This is a genomic window from Streptomyces sp. NPDC001796, from assembly GCF_042892355.1.
Taxonomy (GTDB): domain Bacteria; phylum Actinomycetota; class Actinomycetes; order Streptomycetales; family Streptomycetaceae; genus Streptomyces.
In genome coordinates, this window is sequence record NZ_JBIAUC010000005.1 from 70,004 (window position 1) to 90,105 (window position 20,102).

Annotated in this window: 15 protein-coding genes; 12 read left to right on the plus strand and 3 right to left on the minus strand. The window is 70.0% G+C overall.

Features of this window, described 5'->3' with window-relative positions:
• Positions 1–199: 199 nt before the first annotated feature.
• Together nrdR and ACFYZE_RS12415 are read left to right on the plus strand one after the other, a co-directional pair.
• Positions 200–760, plus strand: coding sequence for a transcriptional regulator NrdR (gene nrdR, locus ACFYZE_RS12410; RefSeq protein WP_388991561.1), 561 nt, complete (start codon positions 200–202; stop codon positions 758–760).
• Positions 761–912: 152 nt separating this feature from the next.
• Positions 913–3,801 carry a vitamin B12-dependent ribonucleotide reductase gene (locus ACFYZE_RS12415; RefSeq protein WP_388991563.1) on the plus strand — a complete coding sequence of 963 codons (2,889 nt, stop codon included), beginning with the start codon at positions 913–915 and terminating at the stop codon, positions 3,799–3,801.
• A 59-nt stretch (positions 3,802–3,860) separates the two neighbouring features.
• Here ACFYZE_RS12415 and ACFYZE_RS12420 read toward each other — a convergent pair whose 3' ends face one another.
• Entirely contained in the window at positions 3,861–4,391 is a 531-nt protein-coding gene (locus ACFYZE_RS12420; RefSeq protein ID WP_388991565.1) for a TerD family protein, read from the minus strand.
• A gap of 152 nt (positions 4,392–4,543) precedes the next feature.
• Between ACFYZE_RS12420 and ACFYZE_RS12425 the strand changes: the two genes are divergently transcribed.
• The 3 genes from ACFYZE_RS12425 to ACFYZE_RS12435 all read left to right on the plus strand — a co-directional run bounded on the left by ACFYZE_RS12425 (position 4,544) and on the right by ACFYZE_RS12435 (position 6,838).
• Positions 4,544–5,149, plus strand: coding sequence for a YdbC family protein (locus ACFYZE_RS12425; protein ID WP_388991567.1), 606 nt, complete (start codon positions 4,544–4,546; stop codon positions 5,147–5,149).
• 111 nt (positions 5,150–5,260) lie between these two features.
• Positions 5,261–5,920 (plus strand): histidine phosphatase family protein, encoded by a 660-nt coding sequence (locus tag ACFYZE_RS12430; RefSeq protein ID WP_103841380.1) that lies wholly within the window; start codon positions 5,261–5,263, stop codon positions 5,918–5,920.
• A 12-nt stretch (positions 5,921–5,932) separates the two neighbouring features.
• Positions 5,933–6,838 (plus strand): ADP-ribosylglycohydrolase family protein, encoded by a 906-nt coding sequence (locus ACFYZE_RS12435; protein ID WP_388991569.1) that lies wholly within the window; start codon positions 5,933–5,935, stop codon positions 6,836–6,838.
• Between the two features lie 175 nt (positions 6,839–7,013).
• Here ACFYZE_RS12435 and ACFYZE_RS12440 read toward each other — a convergent pair whose 3' ends face one another.
• Entirely contained in the window at positions 7,014–8,561 is a 1,548-nt protein-coding gene (locus ACFYZE_RS12440) for an MFS transporter (RefSeq protein WP_388991571.1), read from the minus strand.
• Positions 8,562–8,735: 174 nt separating this feature from the next.
• Here ACFYZE_RS12440 and ACFYZE_RS12445 point away from each other — a divergent pair, with 174 nt between their 5' ends.
• The 3 genes from ACFYZE_RS12445 to ACFYZE_RS12455 all read left to right on the plus strand — a co-directional run bounded on the left by ACFYZE_RS12445 (position 8,736) and on the right by ACFYZE_RS12455 (position 10,875).
• Complete coding sequence (locus ACFYZE_RS12445) at positions 8,736–9,359, plus strand: TetR/AcrR family transcriptional regulator (protein ID WP_388991573.1); 624 nt, start codon at positions 8,736–8,738, stop codon at positions 9,357–9,359.
• A 139-nt stretch (positions 9,360–9,498) separates the two neighbouring features.
• Positions 9,499–10,200 carry a ribonuclease HII gene (locus ACFYZE_RS12450; RefSeq protein WP_388991575.1) on the plus strand — a complete coding sequence of 234 codons (702 nt, stop codon included), beginning with the start codon at positions 9,499–9,501 and terminating at the stop codon, positions 10,198–10,200.
• 69 nt (positions 10,201–10,269) lie between these two features.
• Entirely contained in the window at positions 10,270–10,875 is a 606-nt protein-coding gene (locus ACFYZE_RS12455) for a hypothetical protein (RefSeq protein ID WP_388991577.1), read from the plus strand.
• A 377-nt stretch (positions 10,876–11,252) separates the two neighbouring features.
• Here the strand turns inward: ACFYZE_RS12455 and ACFYZE_RS12460 are convergent, their stop codons facing one another.
• Entirely contained in the window at positions 11,253–11,888 is a 636-nt protein-coding gene (locus ACFYZE_RS12460) for a hypothetical protein (RefSeq protein WP_388991579.1), read from the minus strand.
• 373 nt (positions 11,889–12,261) lie between these two features.
• Here ACFYZE_RS12460 and ACFYZE_RS12465 point away from each other — a divergent pair, with 373 nt between their 5' ends.
• The 4 genes from ACFYZE_RS12465 (at position 12,262) to ACFYZE_RS12480 (ending at position 19,813) form a co-directional block, all read left to right on the plus strand.
• Positions 12,262–14,421, plus strand: a complete 2,160-nt coding sequence (locus tag ACFYZE_RS12465; protein ID WP_388991581.1) for a RecQ family ATP-dependent DNA helicase — start codon at positions 12,262–12,264, stop codon at positions 14,419–14,421.
• Positions 14,422–14,749: 328 nt separating this feature from the next.
• Positions 14,750–15,691, plus strand: coding sequence for an ABC transporter ATP-binding protein (locus tag ACFYZE_RS12470; protein WP_388991583.1), 942 nt, complete (start codon positions 14,750–14,752; stop codon positions 15,689–15,691).
• Positions 15,688–17,052: an ABC transporter permease gene (locus tag ACFYZE_RS12475; protein WP_388991585.1), complete on the plus strand. Its 1,365-nt coding sequence runs from the start codon at positions 15,688–15,690 to the stop codon at positions 17,050–17,052. Before ACFYZE_RS12470 ends, ACFYZE_RS12475 begins: the two co-directional genes overlap by 4 nt.
• Positions 17,053–17,056: 4 nt before the next feature.
• Complete coding sequence (locus ACFYZE_RS12480; protein WP_388991587.1) at positions 17,057–19,813, plus strand: alkaline phosphatase family protein; 2,757 nt, start codon at positions 17,057–17,059, stop codon at positions 19,811–19,813.
• Positions 19,814–20,102: the final 289 nt, after the last annotated feature.

Consider the following 20,102-nt stretch of genomic DNA (forward strand, 5'->3'; position numbering starts at 1 on the left):
AACACGCCCGTGGCGCGCGTGTCGCCGCCGAATGTACGAGCCAATCGCTACATCTAGTGGTTGGATTGCAGTAGTGACCCACAAGTTGTGGTCCCCCCGGTCTTCGCGGTCACCGAGATCGCCTATGCTTGGGGCTGCTTCGTGGGGCCAGTGAGCCCCATGAGGCCTATGCGTCGTGCTGAAAAGGAGGGATGGAGCCATGCACTGCCCCTTCTGCAGGCACCCCGACAGCCGCGTCGTCGACAGCCGTACGACCGATGACGGCACGTCCATCCGCAGGCGCCGCCAGTGCCCCGACTGCTCCCGTCGTTTCACGACCGTGGAGACGTGTTCGCTGATGGTGGTCAAGCGGTCCGGAGTCACCGAGCCCTTCAGTCGTACCAAGGTCATCAACGGCGTGCGCAAGGCATGTCAGGGGCGGCCTGTCACCGAGGACGCACTCGCCCAGCTCGGCCAGCGGGTCGAGGAGGCCGTGCGGGCCACCGGGAGCGCCGAGCTGACCACCCACGACGTGGGCCTGGCCATACTCGGCCCCTTGCAGGAGCTCGACCTCGTCGCCTACCTGCGGTTCGCGTCCGTTTACCGGGCGTTCGACTCGCTGGAGGACTTCGAGGCCGCCATCGCGGAACTCAGGCAGCAGCGGGAGCGCACCGCCGTGGACGAAGACGACCACGAGATCACTGACGCGGAGCGCCAGGGAGTCGACCGCGGGTCCGGAGGGGCGGCCGACGCCCTCCTGCCCGCCACCGCCGCCGACTGACGGGCGGGCCGACCCGGTCGGGTCGGCCCCGTCGGCGGCGCACACAGACCGGTCATGCGCGCCCGCAGGACGCGCATGACAAGCAGACACAACACCGTGCCATGGGAAGAAAAGGGCACTTCAGGGCGTTTTCGCCCGTACAGGGAGGCGGCATGACAGAGACGGCGAGTGGTCCGGCACGAGGTTCCCGAGCGAAGGGCGCCAAGGCCACCAAGGGGCTGCGTATCGAGCGCATCCACACGACCCCCGGCGTGCACCCGTACGACGAGGTCGAGTGGGCGCGTCGTGACGTCGTCATGACCAACTGGCGCGACGGCTCGGTCAACTTCGAGCAGCGTGGCGTCGAGTTCCCCGAGTTCTGGTCGGTGAACGCGGTCAACATCGTCACCAGCAAGTACTTCCGCGGTGCCGTCGGCACCCCCCAGCGCGAGACCAGCCTCAGGCAGCTGATCGACCGCATTGTGAAGACCTACCGGAAGGCCGGTGAGGACCACAAGTACTTCGCCTCGCCCGCCGACGCGGAGATCTTCGAGCACGAACTGGCGTACGCCCTCCTGCACCAGATCTTCAGCTTCAACAGCCCCGTCTGGTTCAACGTCGGCACGGCCCAGCCCCAGCAGGTCTCCGCCTGCTTCATCCTGTCCGTCGACGACTCCATGGAGTCGATCCTCGACTGGTACAAGGAAGAGGGCATGATCTTCAAGGGCGGCTCCGGCGCCGGCCTGAACCTCTCCCGCATCCGTTCCTCCAAGGAACTGCTCTCCTCCGGCGGCAACGCCTCCGGCCCGGTCTCCTTCATGCGCGGTGCCGACGCCTCCGCGGGGACGATCAAGTCGGGCGGTGCCACCCGCCGCGCCGCCAAGATGGTCATCCTGGACGTCGACCACCCGGACGTCGAGGACTTCATCGAGACCAAGGTGAAGGAGGAGGAGAAGATCCGCGCGCTGCGCGACGCGGGCTTCGACATGGACCTCGGCGGCGAGGACATCACCTCCGTCCAGTACCAGAACGCCAACAACTCGGTCCGCGTCAACGACACCTTCATGAAGGCCGTCGAGAACGGCGAGAAGTTCGGCCTGCGCGCCCGCATGACCGGTGAGGTCATCGAGGAGGTCGACGCCAAGACCCTCTTCCGCAAGATGGCCGAGGCCGCCTGGGCCTGCGCCGACCCGGGCATCCAGTACGACGACACGATCAACCACTGGCACACGTGCCCGGAGTCCGGCCGCATCAACGGCTCGAACCCGTGCAGCGAGTACATGCACCTGGACAACACGTCCTGCAACCTCGCCTCGCTGAACCTGATGAAGTTCCTGAAGGACGACGGCAAGGGCAGCCAGTCCTTCGACGTCGAGCGCTTCTCGAAGGTCGTCGAGCTGGTCATCACCGCGATGGACATCTCGATCTGCTTCGCGGACTTCCCGACCCAGAAGATCGGCGAGAACACCCGCGCCTTCCGCCAGCTCGGCATCGGCTACGCCAACCTGGGCGCCCTGCTCATGGCGACCGGCCACGCCTACGACTCCGACGGCGGCCGCGCCCTCGCCGGTGCCATCACCTCGCTGATGACCGGCACCGCCTACCGCCGCTCCGCCGAACTCGCCGCGGTCGTCGGCCCGTACGACGGCTACGCCCGCAACGAGCAGGCGCACCTGCGCGTCATGAAGCAGCACTCCGACGCCAACGCCACCGCCGTCCGCATGGACGACCTCGACACCCCGGTGTGGGCCGCGGCCACCGAGGCCTGGCAGGACGTGCTGCGGATCGGCGAGAAGAACGGATTCCGCAACTCCCAGGCCTCCGTCCTCGCCCCGACCGGCACCATCGGTCTGGCCATGGGCTGCGACACCACCGGTGTCGAGCCCGACCTGGCGCTGGTCAAGTTCAAGAAGCTGGTCGGCGGCGGCTCGATGCAGATCGTCAACGGCACCGTGCCGCAGGCGCTGCGCCGCCTCGGCTACCAGGAGGAGCAGATCGAGGCGATCGTCGCCCACATCGCCGAGCACGGCAATGTGATCGACGCGCCGGGCCTCAAGCCGGAGCACTACGAGGTCTTCGACTGCGCCATGGGCGAGCGCGCCATCTCCCCGATGGGCCACGTCCGCATGATGGCCGCGATCCAGCCGTGGATCTCCGGCGCCATCTCCAAGACGGTCAACATGCCGGAGTCGGCGACCGTCGAGGACGTCGAGGAGATCTACTTCGAGGCCTGGAAGATGGGCATCAAGGCGCTCGCGATCTACCGCGACAACTGCAAGGTCGGCCAGCCCCTCTCCGCCAAGAAGAAGGAGACCGCCGAGAAGCCGGCCGAGCAGCCCGCCGCGGAGCCGACGGTCGAGAAGGTCGTCGAGTACCGCCCGGTCCGCAAGCGCCTCCCGAAGGGCCGTCCTGGCATCACCACCTCCTTCACCGTCGGCGGCGCCGAGGGCTACATGACCGCCAATTCCTACCCGGACGACGGTCTCGGCGAGGTCTTCCTGAAGATGTCCAAGCAGGGCTCGACCCTCGCGGGCATGATGGACGCCTTCTCCATCGCCGTCTCGGTGGGCCTGCAGTACGGCGTGCCGCTGGAGACGTACGTCTCGAAGTTCACCAACATGCGCTTCGAGCCGGCCGGTATGACGGACGACCCGGACGTGCGGATGGCGCAGTCGATCGTCGACTACATCTTCCGCCGTCTGGCGCTGGACTTCCTGCCCTTCGAGACCCGCTCGGCGCTCGGCATCCACTCCGCCGAGGAGCGTCAGCGCCACCTGGAGACCGGCTCCTACGAGCCGATCGACGACGAGGAGGTCGACGTCGAGGGCCTGGCGCAGTCGGCCCCGCGCGCCCAGGAGCTGAAGGCGGTCGCCACGCCGAGGACCGAGTCCGCCGCGGCCGCGCCGGCCCCGAAGCAGGCGCACACCAGCGCCGAGCTGGTGGAGATGCAGCTGGGCATCCAGGCGGACGCCCCGCTGTGCTTCTCCTGCGGTACGAAGATGCAGCGGGCGGGCTCGTGCTACATCTGCGAGGGCTGCGGTTCGACGAGCGGCTGCAGCTGAGCTGAACGCCCGAAGGGCGGCACGACCGCCGGTCGTGCCGCCCTTCGGCGTCGACACCCCTAGGACAGCGGGCGGCCCATGACGCGGGTGAAGCCCTCCGGGTCCGTGTCGAAGCCGTGGACGCCCGGGTGGAACGTCCACTCCCCCGAGGAGTCGCGCACGAACTCCGCCACCCTCGCCGCCGTGGAGCCGAGGACGCCCCCGAAGTCGTCCTCGGCGAGCACGGTGTAGTCCTCGCGGATCCGTAGCGCCGGGTTCAGGACGCCGACGAACGTCCTGCGCCCGGCTCGCTGCTGGATGGCGACGCCGACCACCACACGCGCGTACCGGTCGTCGAGCCGGTACAGCTCCACGGTCATGACCTCGTCCCAGCCGAAGCCCTTGCCGTCCAGGCTGTCGCGGTTGAGGTAGATCGTGCCGTCGGGGGAGCGGCTGTCGAAGTGCACCACATAGGCGGGGGCCCCATAGGGATCATCCGCCAGATAGGTCGCGGCCACGATGTCGAGGTCGGTGGGCGGCTGGTCGGAGGGACTCGGGTCCCACTTCACCGCGAGTTCGACCTTGCGGATGCCCTTGTTGAGACCGGTCATCTCCCATTCCCTCCCCGTTGTCATCTGCCCTTGTGGGAACTCCCGTTCCATGAGGGCCAGTTGTCCATTGTGCCTCGCGCGCGGGGCGCTCGCTCGGGTGCACTGCGCGGGAGCGTGACCAACGCCACGCAAGCTGGCCTTACGATGGCGCGGTGCTGGTCAAGTGGATTCGCTGCACCGTGGTCGACCGCCGCGGTTTCGAACGGGGGCAGCGAAAGTGGGCGGGGCTTCTGGGGGAGCCGGGCTTCCGGGGACAGGGCGGGGGTTTCAGCCGGGTCAGGCCCGGCGTGGCGCACATCTTCGCGTTCTGGGAGAGCCGCGCCTTCTACGACTCGTTCATGGCGCGCTCGCACGACCGGCTGGCCGCCGCGCAGGCGGGCACGTTCAAGGACCAGCAGGTCCGGCTCTTCGACCACCGCTTCGATGTGAAGACCGGCTTCGAGCCCCGCTTCACCGACGCGGACCTGGTGCGCGTCGCGCACTGCCGGGTCCACGAGGAGCGCGCCGAGCACTTCGCGCTGATGCAGGAGAAGGTCTGGAACCCGGCCATGGCGGGCTCGCCCGGCATGATCCGCGGACTCTTCGGCGAGGCGCCGGGTCATGAGTTCGTGATCCTGTCCATGTGGCAGTCGGCGGCGGAGCACGGCAAGTACCGGGAGGAGCGCGTGGAGCGGCTGGCGCTGCGGGCACAGACGGAGGCGGACGTCGCGGCGCTCACCGGGGACATCGTGGAGCTCGAGCCGACGTGGACGGTCTGACGCCCACCGTTCGGAAAGCGGACGGACCTCTCGGTGTGGCTCCGGTGTGACCTGCGCCTTATGGAGGCCCTCCACTGCCCGTTCACCCGTCACTCGATCTAGGGTTTTGGCATGGCACGACCACGGCGCATCGTCCTTGTCCGGCACGGCGAGTCGGTGGGGAACGCCGATGACTCGGTGTACGAGCGCGAGCCCGACCACGCGCTGCCGCTCACCGAGAGGGGTTGGCGACAGGCGGAGGAGACGGGCAAACGGCTGCGGGAGCTCTTCGGCAGGGAACGCGTCAGCGTGTACGTCTCCCCGTACCGCCGCACCCATGAGACGCTCCGCGCCTTCCACCTCGACCCCGATCTCGTACGTGTGCGCGAGGAGCCCCGGCTGCGCGAGCAGGACTGGGGGAACTGGCAGGACCGTGAGGACGTACGGCTGCAGAAGGCGTACCGCGACGCCTACGGGCACTTCTTCTACCGCTTCGCGCAGGGCGAGTCCGGCGCCGACGTGTACGACCGGGTCGGCGGCTTCCTGGAGAGCCTCTTCCGCAGCTTCGAGGAGCCCGACCACCCGCCGAACGTGCTCCTGGTGACACACGGGCTCGCCATGCGGCTCTTCTGCATGCGCTGGTTCCACTGGACGGTCGCGGAATTCGAGTCGCTGTCCAACCCCGGGAACGGCGAGACGCGCATGCTCCTGCTGCAGGAGAACGGCAAGTACCGGCTCGACCGGCCCTTCGACCGTTGGCGCGACCCGGATCCGTACTGGGTCACCGGTTAGAGTGGCAGGGCGATGACCTCTGACTTCTCTCCGCTCGGGCGCCTGGAACGCGCGCTCGCCTGTCTGCGCGGACTCGCGGTGGGGGACGCGCTGGGCTCACAGTTCTTCGTTCCCGCGAACTATCCGCTCCTCCAGCGCCGCGAGCTGCCGCCGGGCGAGTGGCAGTGGACGGACGACACCGAGATGGCCTGTTCGGTGGTGTCCGTGCTGGCCACGCACCAGCGCATCGACCAGGACGAGCTGGCCCGCTCCTTCGCCGAGCACCACGACTTCGACCGCGGCTACGGGCCGGCGGTGGGCCGCCTGCTGAGGCTCGTCCGGGAGGGCGGCGACTGGCGCGAGCTGGCGGCGGCGCTCTTCAAGGGGCAGGGATCGTGGGGCAACGGCGCGGCGATGCGGATCGCGCCGCTCGGCGCCTGGTACGCCGACGACCCGGAACAGGCGACCCACCAGGCGGAGATCTCCGCGTACACGACGCACCAGCACCGCGAGGCCGTGGCCGGTGCCATGGCCGTGGCCGCGGCGGCCGCCCTCGCCGCGGATCCGGCGGGACCGCCGAACGCCGAGGCCCTGCTCGACGGGGTGATCGCGCTGGTACCGAGGAGCGCCGTCGCGGCGGGGCTGCGGCGGGCGCGGGACATGCTGGACTACGGCGACGCGACCACGGTCGCGGCCGTGCTCGGCTGCGGGCGGCGTACGACGGCGCACGACACGGTGCCGTTCGCGCTGTGGTCGGCCGCGCGCGCCCTCGGTGACTATCCGAAGGCGTTCTGGACCACCGCCCAGGTGGGCGGGGACATGGATACGACGTGCGCGATCGTCGGCGGGGTGGTGGCCTCCGCGAAGGCGGGGGCTCCGCCGGGGGAGTGGCTGGAGCGAACGGAGCGGCTGCCGGAGTGGGCGCCGTCGCTTTCGTAGCCGGCGGGGAACGCTGAGCGGAATCGCGCCATCGGGGCCGGCCGGCTGCCCGCCGACGCAGGATCTTGCTCCCTCGCCGTCGCCGCCCCGGTCGCGTCCGGCCGTCGTTGTCCCGGTCGCGTCCGGCCGTCGTTGTCCTCCGGCGCGCAGCGGAGGACAACGACGGCGGGGGCATTCAGCCGGCGGCCGGGCCTGCCGTGCCCGCCAGGGCCTCCAGGTCGCTCTTGCGTACCCGGATGACCACCGCGGCCGTGACCAGAGCCAGGATCGCCATCGCGGCGGCCGGCACGAAGGCCGTCGAGATGCCGTGGGCGAGCACCTCGTTCCCCCATGGAGCCGGCAACCGGTGCGTCTTGGCGAACTCCGCCTTCTGCTCCGCCGTGCCGTTCGCCAGGAACTTCGGCAGTTGCCTGCCCGCCTCGTCCCTGCTCGCCGTCCCGAACACCGTGGTCAGGATCGACAGACCGAGCGAACCGCCCACCTGCTGGGTGGCGTTGAGCAGACCGGAGGCCGCCCCCGCCTCGTGCTGGGCGACGCCCGAGACCGCGGTGAGCGTCAGCGTCACGAAGTTCAGGCCCATCCCGAAACCGAACACCAGCATGGGACCGAGCACGCCGCCCGCGTACGAGCTGTCGGGCTTGATCAGCGTCTGCCAGCCGAGCCCGATCGTCACGAGCGTCGCGCCCACCACCATGAACGGCTTGGGGCCGAGCACCGGCAGGAACCGCTGCGACAGGCCGGCGCCGATCACGATCGCCACCGTCACCGGCAGGAAGGCCACGCCCGCCGAGATCGGCGTGTACCCCAGCACGTTCTGCACGAAGAGCACGATGTAGAAGAACATGCCGAACATCGCCGCGGCCAGGCTCAGCATGATCACGTATGTGCCCGAGCGGTTGCGGTCGGCGAACATCCGCAGCGGCGTGATCGGCTCCCTGGCCCGCCTCTCGATGAAGGCGAACGCCAGCAGCAGCACCACGGCCGCCGCGAAGGACCCGATCGTGAGCCTGTCCCGCCAGCCGTCCTCCGAGGCGCGGATGAAGCCGTAGACCAGCGACGCCATGCCCGCCGTCGAGGTGAGGGCGCCCGCGATGTCGAAGCGGCCCGGATGGCGTTCGGACTCATTGATGTACATCGGTGTGAGCACGGCGATCAGCACGCCGATGGGGACGTTGACGAAGAGGACCCAGCGCCAGTCGAGCCACTCCGTGAGCATGCCGCCGGTCAGCAGGCCTATCGCACCGCCACCGGCCGAGACGGCGGCGAAGACTCCGAACGCCCGGTTGCGCTCGGGGCCTTCGGCGAACGTGGTGGTGATCAGCGCCAGTGAGGTGGGCGACGCGATCGCGCCACCCACGCCCTGCAGGGCACGCGCGGCCAGCAACTGCCAGGGCTCCTGGGCGAGTCCGCCGAGCAGCGAGGCGAAGGTGAACAGCAGGATGCCCGTCATGAACACCCGGCGCCGGCCGAGGATGTCACCGGCCCGCCCGCCGAGAAGCAGCAGGCCACCGAAGGTGAGCGTGTAGGCGCTGACGACCCACGTCAGGTCGGTCGTGCTGAACTTCAGCGCGTCCTGAATGTGCGGGAGCGCGATGTTCACAATCGTCGCGTCGAGTACCACCATGAGTTGGCAGGCCGCGATGACGGTGAGCGCGATGCCGGGACGCCCCTCCCGGCGGGCGGCTTTCGGCTTCTGGTCCTCGATCAATGGAGAGGTTGTCACGATGGGTCCCCCACGAATGCGTTAGTGAACGATCGCGTTCACTTTCCCTGCCACACGGTAGTGAGTCCCCGTCAGTGAACGCAAGCGTTCACTGACTTCGTTGCCGTGCTGCGTCGCCCAACTGCTCGCCCTATCCTCGGAATCCCCGCTTCCGCTGCTCAACGGAGAACACAGATGGGTACTTCGTCCTGGACGGCCGCCTCTTCCCGGCCGGCCTCGCTCCGCCGGCGTGGTGCCGTGCTCGAACGTGCGATCCTCGACGCCGCGCTCGAGCAGCTCAGCACGGTCGGCTGGAAGGGCCTGACGATGGAGGGCGTCGCCGCCGGTGCGCAGACCGGCAAGGCGGCGGTCTACCGTCGCTGGCCGTCCAAGGAGGACCTCGTCGCGGACGCGCTCCAGGCCGGACTGCCGCGTTTCGACGAGGCGCCCGACCTCGGGAGCCTGCGGGAGGACCTGCTGGCCCTGTGCCGCCAGGCGCGCGACGCCATGTATTCACGCCCTGGGTTCGCTCTTCGCTCAGTCATTCACGAGTGCGACACCCTGGAGGCCGAGCGCTTCCAGGGCGTTATCTACGAGGGTGTCATCGAGCCGAGCGTCAGGTTGTTGCGCCAGGTCATCACGCAGGGAATCGAGCGGGGGGAAGTGCGGCCCGACGCCGCGAACGGATATGTCTTCGACGCCATGCCGGCGATGATGATGTACCGCACGAAAATTAGCGCCTGCGAATGGAGCGATCAGGAGATCGAGGAGATGATCGATCAGCTGATGATCCCGCTGTTGCGTCCGGTGGGGGACTGATCCGGCTCCCGGGACGCCGCGAGGGCCCGGCTGCGGTGGTGCTGTCGCCCTCCTTCCGGGCGGCCGCCGGCGCATGGGCCGTTGCCCGGGGAAGCCGGGGTGTCGCACGGCGAGCCCGGCGGCGTACGCTAAGGGCGCCATGCCGTACGAACCACCTACTCACACCGTCGAGCGCTCCCTCCGCGCAACGACCGGAGCGAAGGTCATCGCCGGTGTCGACGAGGTGGGGCGCGGTGCGTGGGCCGGTCCCGTCACCGTCTGCGCGGCGGTCACGGGTCTGCGCCGACCGCCCGAGGGCCTCACCGACTCCAAGCTGCTGACCGTCAAGCGGCGCACCCAACTCGCCGAGCTGCTGCAGACGTGGGTCACGGCCTACGCACTCGGCCATGCCTCCCCCGAGGAGATCGACGACCTCGGGATGACGGCGGCCCTGCGGCTCGCGGCGGTACGCGCCCTGGAGGCGCTGCCCGTCCGCCCCGACGCCGTCATCCTCGACGGTAAGTACGACTACCTGGGCGCGCCCTGGAAGGTCCGTACGGTGATCAAGGGCGACCGGTCGTGCGTGGCGGTCGCGGCGGCCTCGGTGATAGCCAAGGTCTACCGCGACAAAATGATGGCCGAACTGGGTATCGACCATGCAGACTTCGGTTTTGCGGCCAACGCCGGTTATCCGTCACCGGTGCACAAGGCCGCACTGGAGGAACGGGGCCCCACCCCGCACCACCGCTTGTCGTGGGCGTATCTTGATGCGCTGCCCCAGTGGCGGCACCTCAAGAAGGTCCGCAGCTGGGCGGACGGAAGCGTTCCGGAAATCGAGGGCCAGCTCGGCTTCGACTTCTGACCGGTTCCGGTCGCACTGACGTGCCACCCGCCGAGGCCGGTCGCTTCGGCGTTTGATAAAAATCAGCTCATGCCTCTCATTCCCGAGGAGCCTCAGATTCACGAGAGTGCCCAGGGTCCCCGCGCCACTCCGGCCGGCGGCCGTACCGCGCCGACCCCCCGTCCCGTACCGGGCCCCCGCCCCGCGGCCCCTGCCCGCCCCGGACGTCCGGGGCCCATCCGGCCGATGCCTGCTCAGCGCACTCCGCGCGAGCCGGCCAAGCCCGGACCGTCCGCTTCCACCTCCACTCCGCAGATCCAGCTGATCCCGGCCTCGGCCGAGGGTGCGCTGGATGCCGCCGAGGAAGCCGTCGACCTGCTGCTGGAGTCCGGTCGCGCCCCTGGCGATGTGCTGGTGATCACCACCGGCGAGCCGCACCCATGGGCCGCGCACGAACTGTCCTTCGGTGAGGCCGCCTACTGGGCGCAGCACGACGCCGGTGACGACGTCTTCTACGCCGACGCCTCGGTGGCCTCCCGTGCCGCCGCCCGACCGGTGGTCGTGGTCGCCGTCAACGGCGGTGCCGACGCCACCGTGGCCGCCACGCTTCCGCTGGCGCTCAGCAGGTCCGGTGCCCTGCTGATCGTCTGCGGCGACCCGAAGCAGATCGACTCGGTGCTGGGCGCCGGCGTCTGAGCGGCCCGGCCCGGTCCGCTCGCGTCCCGCCCTTCGCGCCGCGGACCGAGTCGGGTGGCCGGTTCGGGCGTCAGCCGCCGGGGCCGAAGCTGCGACGCCGCGCCACCGGGACGGCGCTGTCTTCGCCATGCCCTTCTGCGGTCGGGTCACCGGTGTGGGTGGTCAGTGACGCACATCGGTCGGCGGCCTGACGCATGTCGGTGGACACTGCTGCCGGCGTGGGCGAGTTCCGTGCTCTTCCGGTGTGCGGCTGGTTCGCTGACGGGGTGACGTGATCGGCCGCCGCCTCCAGGCGAGGACTCACGGGCCGGTGGTGCGGAGGCCTCCCGCCGTCGTACGTCGCCGCTCCCGGCGGCGCTGCGACGGTGCCGTGCCGCTCAGCGGGCGGCGGCCCGGCGCAGCAGGTCCGAGGAGGCGCCCCCGGTGCGAGGCTGCTGCAGCGGCATGCCCGCCGGATCGAACTCCTCGGGCGTCGACTCCGCGTTCGGGCGGCGGCCCCCCCGGTCCTCACCGAGTACCTGCCAGCCACCGCGTGTCAGCGTGATGTACGCACCACAGCGCAGCCCGTGCAATGTGCACGCGTCGCGCAGGCCCCACATCCACGCGCCGTCCTCCTCCGTCCACCGAGTGTCGCCCTCACGGCAGTACAGCAGCACCGCTGTCCGCACCGGCGTCCGGCGTCGCAGGTCGTGCGGGATGACCCGGCGCAACTGGGCCAGCAGCGCGTTGCGGAACACCCATCCGTCCGCCGGGGCGGGACGGCGAGTGAACGACGCGCTCGCGCACAGCCGTTCCTCCGGGTCCAAGACGGCCACGACGGCCGTGGAGGGGCGTGGCCGGTGCCGGGCGTGCAGCCCGCTGACGACTTCCCGGGGGTTGCGCAGCAGGGGAATCTCGGCGGCTGCCCACTCCGCCGGCTCGAGCAGTCGAGCCACCGGGTGGGCGGAAGCGGCGGACGGGTCGGCGGAATCTGCCAGGGATGCCGCCGAGGACGGAGCGAATCCGAAGGTCACGATCCTCCCTTCGGCTGACGCGCCCACAGCGCGGGCGGGGTGGGACTGGGGGGCGCACACCGCGGCAGAGCCCTGCCGGATCACGGACGAGCCGTGCGGGGAGCGGACCTCAATTCTTCCCGTCGAACTGGGTTGCGGCAACGAGCAATTGGGGCTGCCGACCGGTTTTTGCTGATGTGTGGCTATATCCCCTCTGCTTCTCTGCCCAGTGTGTTCCCAGCGAAGGGCCGCATCACTCCTGCACGCGAGGACCAGTGGCAACACCCTCCGTCCCGGCGGGTGCCTCTCGGCGCGTGGCCGTGGACCGTTCGCGAGCTGCTGGTCACGCTGGGTGAGGTGGCCGATTGTCAGTGCCATCGGGTTGCATGGGGACATGGACGAACTCGAGCTCCGCGCTGAAGCCGACGCCATCCTCGCCGAGCTCGTCGGCGACCCGGGGGGCTCGGCTCGGTTGCGGGAGGACCAGTGGCAGGCGGTGGCGGCCCTGGTGCGGGAGCGCAGGCGTGCCCTGGTGGTGCAGCGCACCGGCTGGGGCAAGTCGGCGGTGTACTTCGTCGCCACCGCGCTGCTGCGCCGGCGCGGCTCCGGCCCGACTGTGATCGTCTCGCCGCTGCTGGCGCTGATGCGCAACCAGGTGGAGTCGGCGGCGCGGGCCGGTATCCGGGCGCGCACCATCAACTCGGCCAACCTGGAGGAGTGGGACGCCATCCACGAGGAGATCGAGCGCGGCGAGACCGACGTTCTCCTCGTGAGCCCGGAGCGTCTCAATTCTGTGGATTTCCGCGATCAGGTCCTCCCCAGGCTCGCGGCCACGACCGGTCTGCTGGTGGTCGACGAGGCGCACTGCATCTCCGACTGGGGCCATGACTTCCGGCCTGACTACCGCCGGTTGCGGGCGATGCTCGCCGACCTCGCCCCCGGCGTGCCGGTGCTGGCCACCACGGCGACCGCCAACGCGCGGGTCACCGCGGACGTGGCCGAGCAGTTGGGTACCGGCGCCGGTGAGGCCCTGGTGCTGCGCGGCCCGCTCGAGAGGGAGAGCCTGAGGCTGGGGGTGGTCGAGCTGCCGGACGCCGCGCACCGCCTGGCCTGGCTGGCCGAGCATCTGGACGAGCTGCCGGGCTCCGGCATCATCTACACGCTGACGGTGGCCGCGGCCGAGGAGGCGACCGCCTTCCTGCGGCAGCGCGGCTTCCGGGTGGCCTCCTACACGGGGCGCACGGAGAACGCCGACCGGCTTGAGGCCGAGGCCGACCTGCTGGAGAACCGGGTCAAGGCGCTGGTGGCGACGTCGGCGCTGGGCATGGGCTTCGACAAGCCGGACCTGGGTTTCGTGGTGCACCTCGGCTCGCCGTCCTCGCCCATCGCCTACTACCAGCAGGTGGGGCGCGCGGGGCGCGGCGTGGCCCACGCCGACGTGCTGCTGCTGCCGGGCAAGGAGGACGAGGCCATCTGGCGGTACTTCGCTGACACCGCCTTCCCGCCCGAGGCACAGGTCCGGCAGACCCTCTCGGCCCTCGCCGGTGCGGGACGGCCGCTGTCCGTGCCGGCCCTGGAGGCGTCGGTGGATCTACGGCGCAGCCGGCTGGAGACGATGCTGAAGGTGCTCGACGTGGACGGGGCGGTCAAGCGGGTGAAGGGCGGCTGGGTGTCCACCGGCGCGCAGTGGGTCTACGACTCCGAGCGGTACGCCTGGGTGGCGCGGCAGCGGGCTGCCGAGCAACAGGCCATGCGCGATTACGCGAGCACGTCCCAGTGCCGGATGGAGTTCCTGCGCCGGCAGCTCGACGACGAGGGCGCGGCCCCGTGCGGGCGTTGTGACAACTGCGCAGGACCCTGGGCCGATTCCGCTGTTTCGGCGGAGACGTTGACAGGGGCGGCGAAGGAACTGGACCGCCCGGGGGTTGAGGTCGAGCCGCGCCGCATGTGGCCCACGGGGATGCCCGCACTGGGCATCGACCTCAAGGGGCGCATCCCGGCCACGGAGCAGTGCTCCACCGGACGGGCCCTGGGACGGCTCTCGGACATCGGCTGGGGCAACCGTCTGCGTCCGCTGCTGGCGGAGAACGCACCTGACGGGCCGGTTCCCGACGACGTTCTGCGGGCGGCGGTGGCGGTCCTCGCCGACTGGGCACGCTCTGCGGGCGGCTGGGCGCCGAACGCCTCCGACGCCTCCGCCCGGCCGGTGGGAGTCGTCGCTGTGCCGTCCCTGACCCGCCCGCAACTGGTGGGTTCCCTGGCCCAGGGCATCGCGGACATCGGCCGCCTCCCCTTTCTGGGCACCTTGAGCTACACCGGGCCGAGTGGCGCGCACACGGCACGCCGCAGCAACTCCGCCCAGCGGCTCAGGGCGCTGTCCGGCGCCCTGACCGTCCCTGAGAAGCTTGCCGGTGCTCTGGCCGGCTCTCCCGGCCCCGTCCTGCTCGTGGACGACTACACCGACTCCGGCTGGACCCTCGCAGTCGCTGCCCGCCTCCTGCGCCGGGCAGGCAGCGAACAGGTCCTTCCAATGGTCCTCGCCGTCGCAGGCTGAGTTCCCCGCGGCCCGCGTCCCCTCCCCGGCTGCGACCTGTTGCAGCACGCCGAGCCTCCGGCAGCGTCTGCTTCCACGTGCCTGACGGAGAGTGAACCGGAGGGCGCCGCGGGCGCCTGCTTCGTGCCGATGGCGCCTCGAAGCGCGCCACGGTACTTCGTACGGACGTGGTGCGTTCACGCGTTGGACGAGCCCGGTTCCATGCCGACTGCTCCTGCACACGACTTGCCGACGCCTTGACGATTCGTTCCGCGAACGTTCAGCCAGCCGTCTGCGTCTGGGTTGTGTGTCGTCCCTAGGGTCCCTGCGGACTCGAAAGAAGGGACCCATGGGCAGACTCCTCGCAGTCCGGGCTCGCGGCATCACCAAGTGTTTCGGCGACGTCGTCGCACTCGACGGCATCGACCTGGATGTGACACAAGGTCAGATCCATGGCCTCGTCGGACCGAACGGCGCCGGCAAGACGACATTGCTCGGCCTCCTGTTGGGCCTGGCCGTCGCCGACAGCGGCCGCCTCGAGATCCTGGGTACGCCGGTCGGACGGGCGTTCGCCGCTCCCGACGGTGTCGCCGGCTTCGTGGACGGGCCCGGTCTCTACCCCTCGCTCACGGCCCGGCAGAACCTCGCCGCACTGGCCGCGCTCCGCGGCCACGACGCTCGGACGACGGCGATCGACGACGTACTCGACCAAGTCGGACTCACCGATGTCGCCGACGACCGGGCCCGCGGCTTCTCCCTCGGCATGCGCCAGCGGCTCGGGCTCGCCGCCGCCCTGCTGATCAAGCCGCGGCTGCTCGTGCTCGACGAACCGTCCAACGGCCTGGACCCGGCCGGCAAGAGACACGTACACGGTGTCCTCACCCGGCTCGCGGCGGACGGGACCAGCGTCGTGCTCTCGAGCCACCGTATGGACGACCTGGAGGCACTGTGCTCCGAGGTCACCATCATCGCCACCGGACGGGTCGTCTTCTCCGGCCCGCTGGGCAAGCTGGCCGCCGAGAACCGTGAACTCGACTACCGGTTGCGGACCTCCGATGCGCAGGCCGCCCGCCGGCTGGCTGGCGACACCGCCGGGATACGGGTCGTCGACGACTCCGGGGCACGGCACGACGAGGAGGTGCTCGTGGTGCGCGCGCTGGTGCCCGCCCTCGACGAACTGGTGGTGGGGCTCGTGCACGCGGGCGTCGCGGTGCGCGAGCTCGCCCCCGTGGTGTCGCCGCTCGAAGCCGCGTTCCTCGCCCTCACCGAGCAGCAGGAGGCCGCCCGATGACCGCGACCGTCGTCGATGACAACGTCGTCGTGGCCCGTGCTCCCCGCGTCTCGGTGGCGCGCGGCTACCGTTTCGAGCTGGTCAAGCTGGTCTCGCAATGGCGGATCCGTCTGCTGGTCCTCGCCTGCTGGATCGTGCCGGCGCTCTTCGTCGCCGGGGTGAGCCGGCAGAGCACGCTCCCCGCCGACACCCTGTTCGGTCGCTGGATGCACGCCACCGGGTGGGCCGGGCCGCTGGTGATGCTCGGCTTCGCGGGCACCTGGGCGCTGCCGCTGCTGACCTCGGTGGTCGCCGGCGACGTGTTCGCCTCCGAGGACCGGCTCGGCACCTGGCGCCACCTGCTCGTGGCCGTCCGGTCGCCCAGGCGGATCTTCGCGGCCAAGGCACTGGCGAGCCTCACCGTCATCCTGCTGCTCGTGGCCGGGCTGGCCTGTTCGAGTACGGTCGGCGGGATCGTGGCGGTCGGCAACCAGCCGCTGGTCGGCCTCGACGGCCACCTGCTGACGCCGGGGGACGCCGCGGGCAAGGTCCTGCTCGCCTGGGCCTGCGCCCTCGCGCCGACCCTGGCCCTCGCCGCGATCGGACTGCTCGGGTCGGTCGCCCTGGGCCGCTCCCCGATGGGGCTGCTGCTGCCCCCGGTCGTCGCGCTCGCGATGCAGGTCGCCCAGATGCTGCCGCTGCCCGTCGCCGTGCGCCTCGCCCTGCCCGGCTACGCCTTCATCTCCTGGAACGGTCTGTTCACCAGCCCGGCGCAGACCGGTCCGCTCCTGATCGGCATCGTGGTCAGCCTGGTGTGGGCAGTGCTCGCGACAGGGCTGGCCTACTTGCTCTTCCTGCGGCGGGACTTCACCAACTCGGCCTACGACGGTTCCGGGCGCCGCGCGATCACCACCGGCCTCCTGCCGCTGGTCGGACTGCTCGCCGTCACCGTCGCGGTGGTCGCCGCGGCGACCCCGTCGACGGGCTCCGGGATCGAGCAGGACAAGGTCCAGCGGTCGGTCGCCACGGCGTTCGCCCACCTCTACCGCATACAGACCGAGCAACTCCACCGCCCAGCGGTCACCGAGGCGCAACTGAAGGCCACGGCGGCGTGCAACAAGGGCGACGGCCAGGTCGCCCCCCAAGGGGCGGGCAACGACTGGCGTTGCGTCGTCACCTGGCACCTTCCCGGCGTCACGGCCGCAGGGACGGCCATCTACCAACTTGACGTCGCCTCAGACGGGCGGTTCGTGGCCGACGGCGACGGACCGAAGGAAGTGAACGGCTACTTCCTGGTCCGTACCCCCACCGGGGACGCCCCGAACCCCCTATGGCAGTTCGACGGCAACGTCGAGCTGCTCGACACCTCCTCGAAGGGATAGTTCCATGCAGGTAACACGGCAGCGTCGAAACAGCGAGAAGGAGCAGATCAGCCTTTTCGGCAGACGTGTCGGCCGCCGGGCTGTGCTGGTGACGTCGGGCATCGCTGTCGCCCTCGCCGTCACGGGCACCGCTGTTGCTTCCACTCACCAGTTCGGCACCCAGCAGGTCGGCCAGGTCACCGCGAACGGCCAGGTCGTCTCCGCCGACCAGTACATCGCCCCGTACGGCAACCGCACCGTCATCAACGACGGCAAGATCATGTCGTCGTCGGTCAGCCCGGACGGCAGCCACCTCGCGGCCGCGGTCGCCGACGGTGGGATGGCGCTGGTCATCATGGACCTCAAGACCGGGCAGGTGACGCAGAAGGTCGGTAACTCGGCGTCGGCGAACCTGCGCATCAGCAGCAACGCCGTCGGCCAGGAGGGCCCGACCTACTCGCCCGACGGCTCGCAGCTGTGGCTGGGCCAGAGCGACGGCTACACCAAGTTCACCGTGAACGCGGACGGCACCCTCTCCAACCCGACGACCGTCTCCATACCGGCCGACGGCTCCAAGCACGCGCTCGTGGGTGCTGCGGTGTTCTCCGCCGACGGCTCCACCGTGTACTCCGCGGTCAACGGCCAGAACAAGGTCGTGGCCATCGACGCGGCGACCGGGACCATCAAGCAGAGCTGGGCCGTGGGCAACGCCCCCCGTGGCATCGCCCTGGTCGGCAACAAGCTCTACGTCAGCAACGAGGGCGGGCGTCCGGCCAAGGCCGGCGACACCACGATCAACTCCTACGGCACCCAGGTGCCGGCCAACCCGGACACCGGTGCCTCCACCACCGGCACCGTCAGCGTCATCAACCTGGCGAACCCCTCCGCCGCCGTCGGGTCCATCGACGTCGGTCTGCACCCGACCGCGGTGTACGCCAAGAAGGGCGCGGTGTTCGTCACCAACACCGCCGACAACAACGTGTCGGTCATCAACACCGCCAACGACAAGGTCGTCCAGACCATCGCCACCCAGCCGTGGCCGGAGGCGTCGGTCGGCTACGAGCCCAACGCGGTGACGCTCACCGACGACGGTCACCTGCTGGTGACGCTCGGCCGCGCCAACGCGGTCGCCGTCTACCGCTACACCTCCCCGCAGCAGCCGGCCGGTTTCGTCGGACTCCTCCCGACGGACTACTTCCCCGCAGAGATCGCCACCGTGGGCAAGCAGGTCGTCGTCTCCAACACCCGTGGCATCGACGCCCGCCGCCCCACCACCAAGGCCGGGCACGGCACCCACGACACCACGTCGAGCCTGACACAGTTCACGCTGCCGGACGACAGCGTCATCAGGTCCGAGACGGCGAAGGTCTTCAAGCAGAACGGCTGGACCCCCGGCTCGGTGAAGTCGACGAAGGGCAACAGCGACGCGAAGCCGGTGCCGGTTCCGGTGCGGCTCGGCGACCCCTCGACGATCAAGCACGTCTTCCTGCTCGTCAAGGAGAACCGGACCTACGACCAGGTCTTCGGTGACATGCCGCAGGGCAACGGCAACCCGTCGCTCACGCAGTTCGGCGAGAACGTGACGCCGAACCAGCACGCGCTTGCGCAGCAGTTCGGGCTGTACGACAACTTCTACGACATCGGCACCAACTCCGCCGAGGGCCACAACTGGCTGATGCAGTCCGACAACCCGGAGTACACCGAGTCGTCGGCCGGTGAGTACACGCGCAGCTACGACACCGAGGACGACGTTCTCGGCCACCAGAAGACCGGGTTCATCTGGACCGGCGCCCAGGCGGCCGGCAAGTCCGTCAAGGACTACGGCGAGTTCCAGTCGATCGAGAGCAAGCCGTCCGGCGCGACCTGGCAGAACCTGTACTGCGACGCCAAGAACATGGAGGCGACCGGGCAGAAGACCGCCTACCCCATTCAGACGGGTTCGGCGATCCCGTCGCTCAACAAGGTGTCGGTGCCCGGCTTCCCGCTGTTCGACCTCAGCGTTCCGGATGTCTACAAGGAACAGATCTGGAAGCAGGACTTCGAGAAGAACGGTCCGGCGAACCTGAACATGTTCTGGTTCTCCAACGACCACACCGGTGGTCCGGCGGCCCCGGCAGCCGAGGTCGCGGACAACGACCTCGCGGTCGGCAAGATGGTCGACGAGATCACGCACAGCAAGTACTGGAAGGACTCGGCGATCTTCGTCGTCGAGGACGACTCCCAGGCCGGCCTCGACCACGTCGACGGCCACCGTGCCCCGGTCCAGGTCATCAGCCCCTGGGCCAACCACGGCACCGTCGACAACCACTACTACTCGCAGATCACGATGGTCCGCACCATCGAGCAGATCCTCGGGATCCACCCGATGAACCAGATGGACAGCGCGGCCACCCCGATGTTCGGGGCGTTCACACAGAAGCCGAACTACACGCCGTTCACGGCGCAGCCGAACCGGACCTCGCTGACCCTCGGCCTGAGCACCCAGCCCTCCTGCGGCCCGGACACCCCGGCCCCGCAGGACGCCAAGGCGGCGCCCGCGCAGACGTCGGTGACGGTGCCGCCGGCCGAGCAGAAGGTCGCGGCGCAGTGGAAGGCCTGGGCGTCGCAGCAGCGGCTGACCGGCACCAAGGCGGTGCCCGACTTCGCGAACCCCGAGCAGATGAACCGCTACACCTGGTACGAGACGAACAACTGGTCCAAGCCGTACCCCGGCGACAGCAAGATCTACGCGCCGAAGGACGTCCCCGGCGCCTACATCCCGTCGTCGGAGAACGACGGCTGACGTAGCTGTTCGCATCGAGGGGCCCCGGGCCGGCGTCACCGCCGGCCCGGGGCCTGCGCCGTCTGTCGGACCCTGCGCGTCGGCAGCGGCATGAGGGCCGCCGTCAACCGTGGCCGGGGAGATCGGGCCGGTGGTGGCCGCGGTCCACGGGTCGTGTGCCGCGATGTGCGGGGCTTCGCCCGTCGTCGGGCGCAGGTGTTCGTCGGTCATGGCGTCCAGGCAACCCGATCTGTCGGACATCGTGCGAGAGAGCCCGGCTGCCTGTGGACAACTCCTGGCGTGCCCATGG

Excerpts from the sequence above, each read along its gene's own strand:
- nrdR (WP_388991561.1), top strand. The coding sequence starts at position 200 with ATGCACTGCCCCTTCTGCAGGCACCCCGACAGCCGCGTCGTCGACAGC.
- ACFYZE_RS12415 (WP_388991563.1), top strand. The coding sequence starts at position 913 with ATGACAGAGACGGCGAGTGGTCCGGCACGAGGTTCCCGAGCGAAGGGC.
- ACFYZE_RS12420 (WP_388991565.1), bottom strand. The coding sequence starts at position 4,391 with ATGACCGGTCTCAACAAGGGCATCCGCAAGGTCGAACTCGCGGTGAAG.
- ACFYZE_RS12430 (WP_103841380.1), top strand. The coding sequence starts at position 5,261 with ATGGCACGACCACGGCGCATCGTCCTTGTCCGGCACGGCGAGTCGGTG.
- ACFYZE_RS12435 (WP_388991569.1), top strand. The coding sequence starts at position 5,933 with ATGACCTCTGACTTCTCTCCGCTCGGGCGCCTGGAACGCGCGCTCGCC.
- ACFYZE_RS12445 (WP_388991573.1), top strand. The coding sequence starts at position 8,736 with ATGGGTACTTCGTCCTGGACGGCCGCCTCTTCCCGGCCGGCCTCGCTC.
- ACFYZE_RS12450 (WP_388991575.1), top strand. The coding sequence starts at position 9,499 with ATGCCGTACGAACCACCTACTCACACCGTCGAGCGCTCCCTCCGCGCA.
- ACFYZE_RS12455 (WP_388991577.1), top strand. The coding sequence starts at position 10,270 with ATGCCTCTCATTCCCGAGGAGCCTCAGATTCACGAGAGTGCCCAGGGT.
- ACFYZE_RS12465 (WP_388991581.1), top strand. The coding sequence starts at position 12,262 with ATGGACGAACTCGAGCTCCGCGCTGAAGCCGACGCCATCCTCGCCGAG.
- ACFYZE_RS12470 (WP_388991583.1), top strand. The coding sequence starts at position 14,750 with ATGGGCAGACTCCTCGCAGTCCGGGCTCGCGGCATCACCAAGTGTTTC.
- ACFYZE_RS12475 (WP_388991585.1), top strand. The coding sequence starts at position 15,688 with ATGACCGCGACCGTCGTCGATGACAACGTCGTCGTGGCCCGTGCTCCC.
- ACFYZE_RS12480 (WP_388991587.1), top strand. The coding sequence starts at position 17,057 with ATGCAGGTAACACGGCAGCGTCGAAACAGCGAGAAGGAGCAGATCAGC.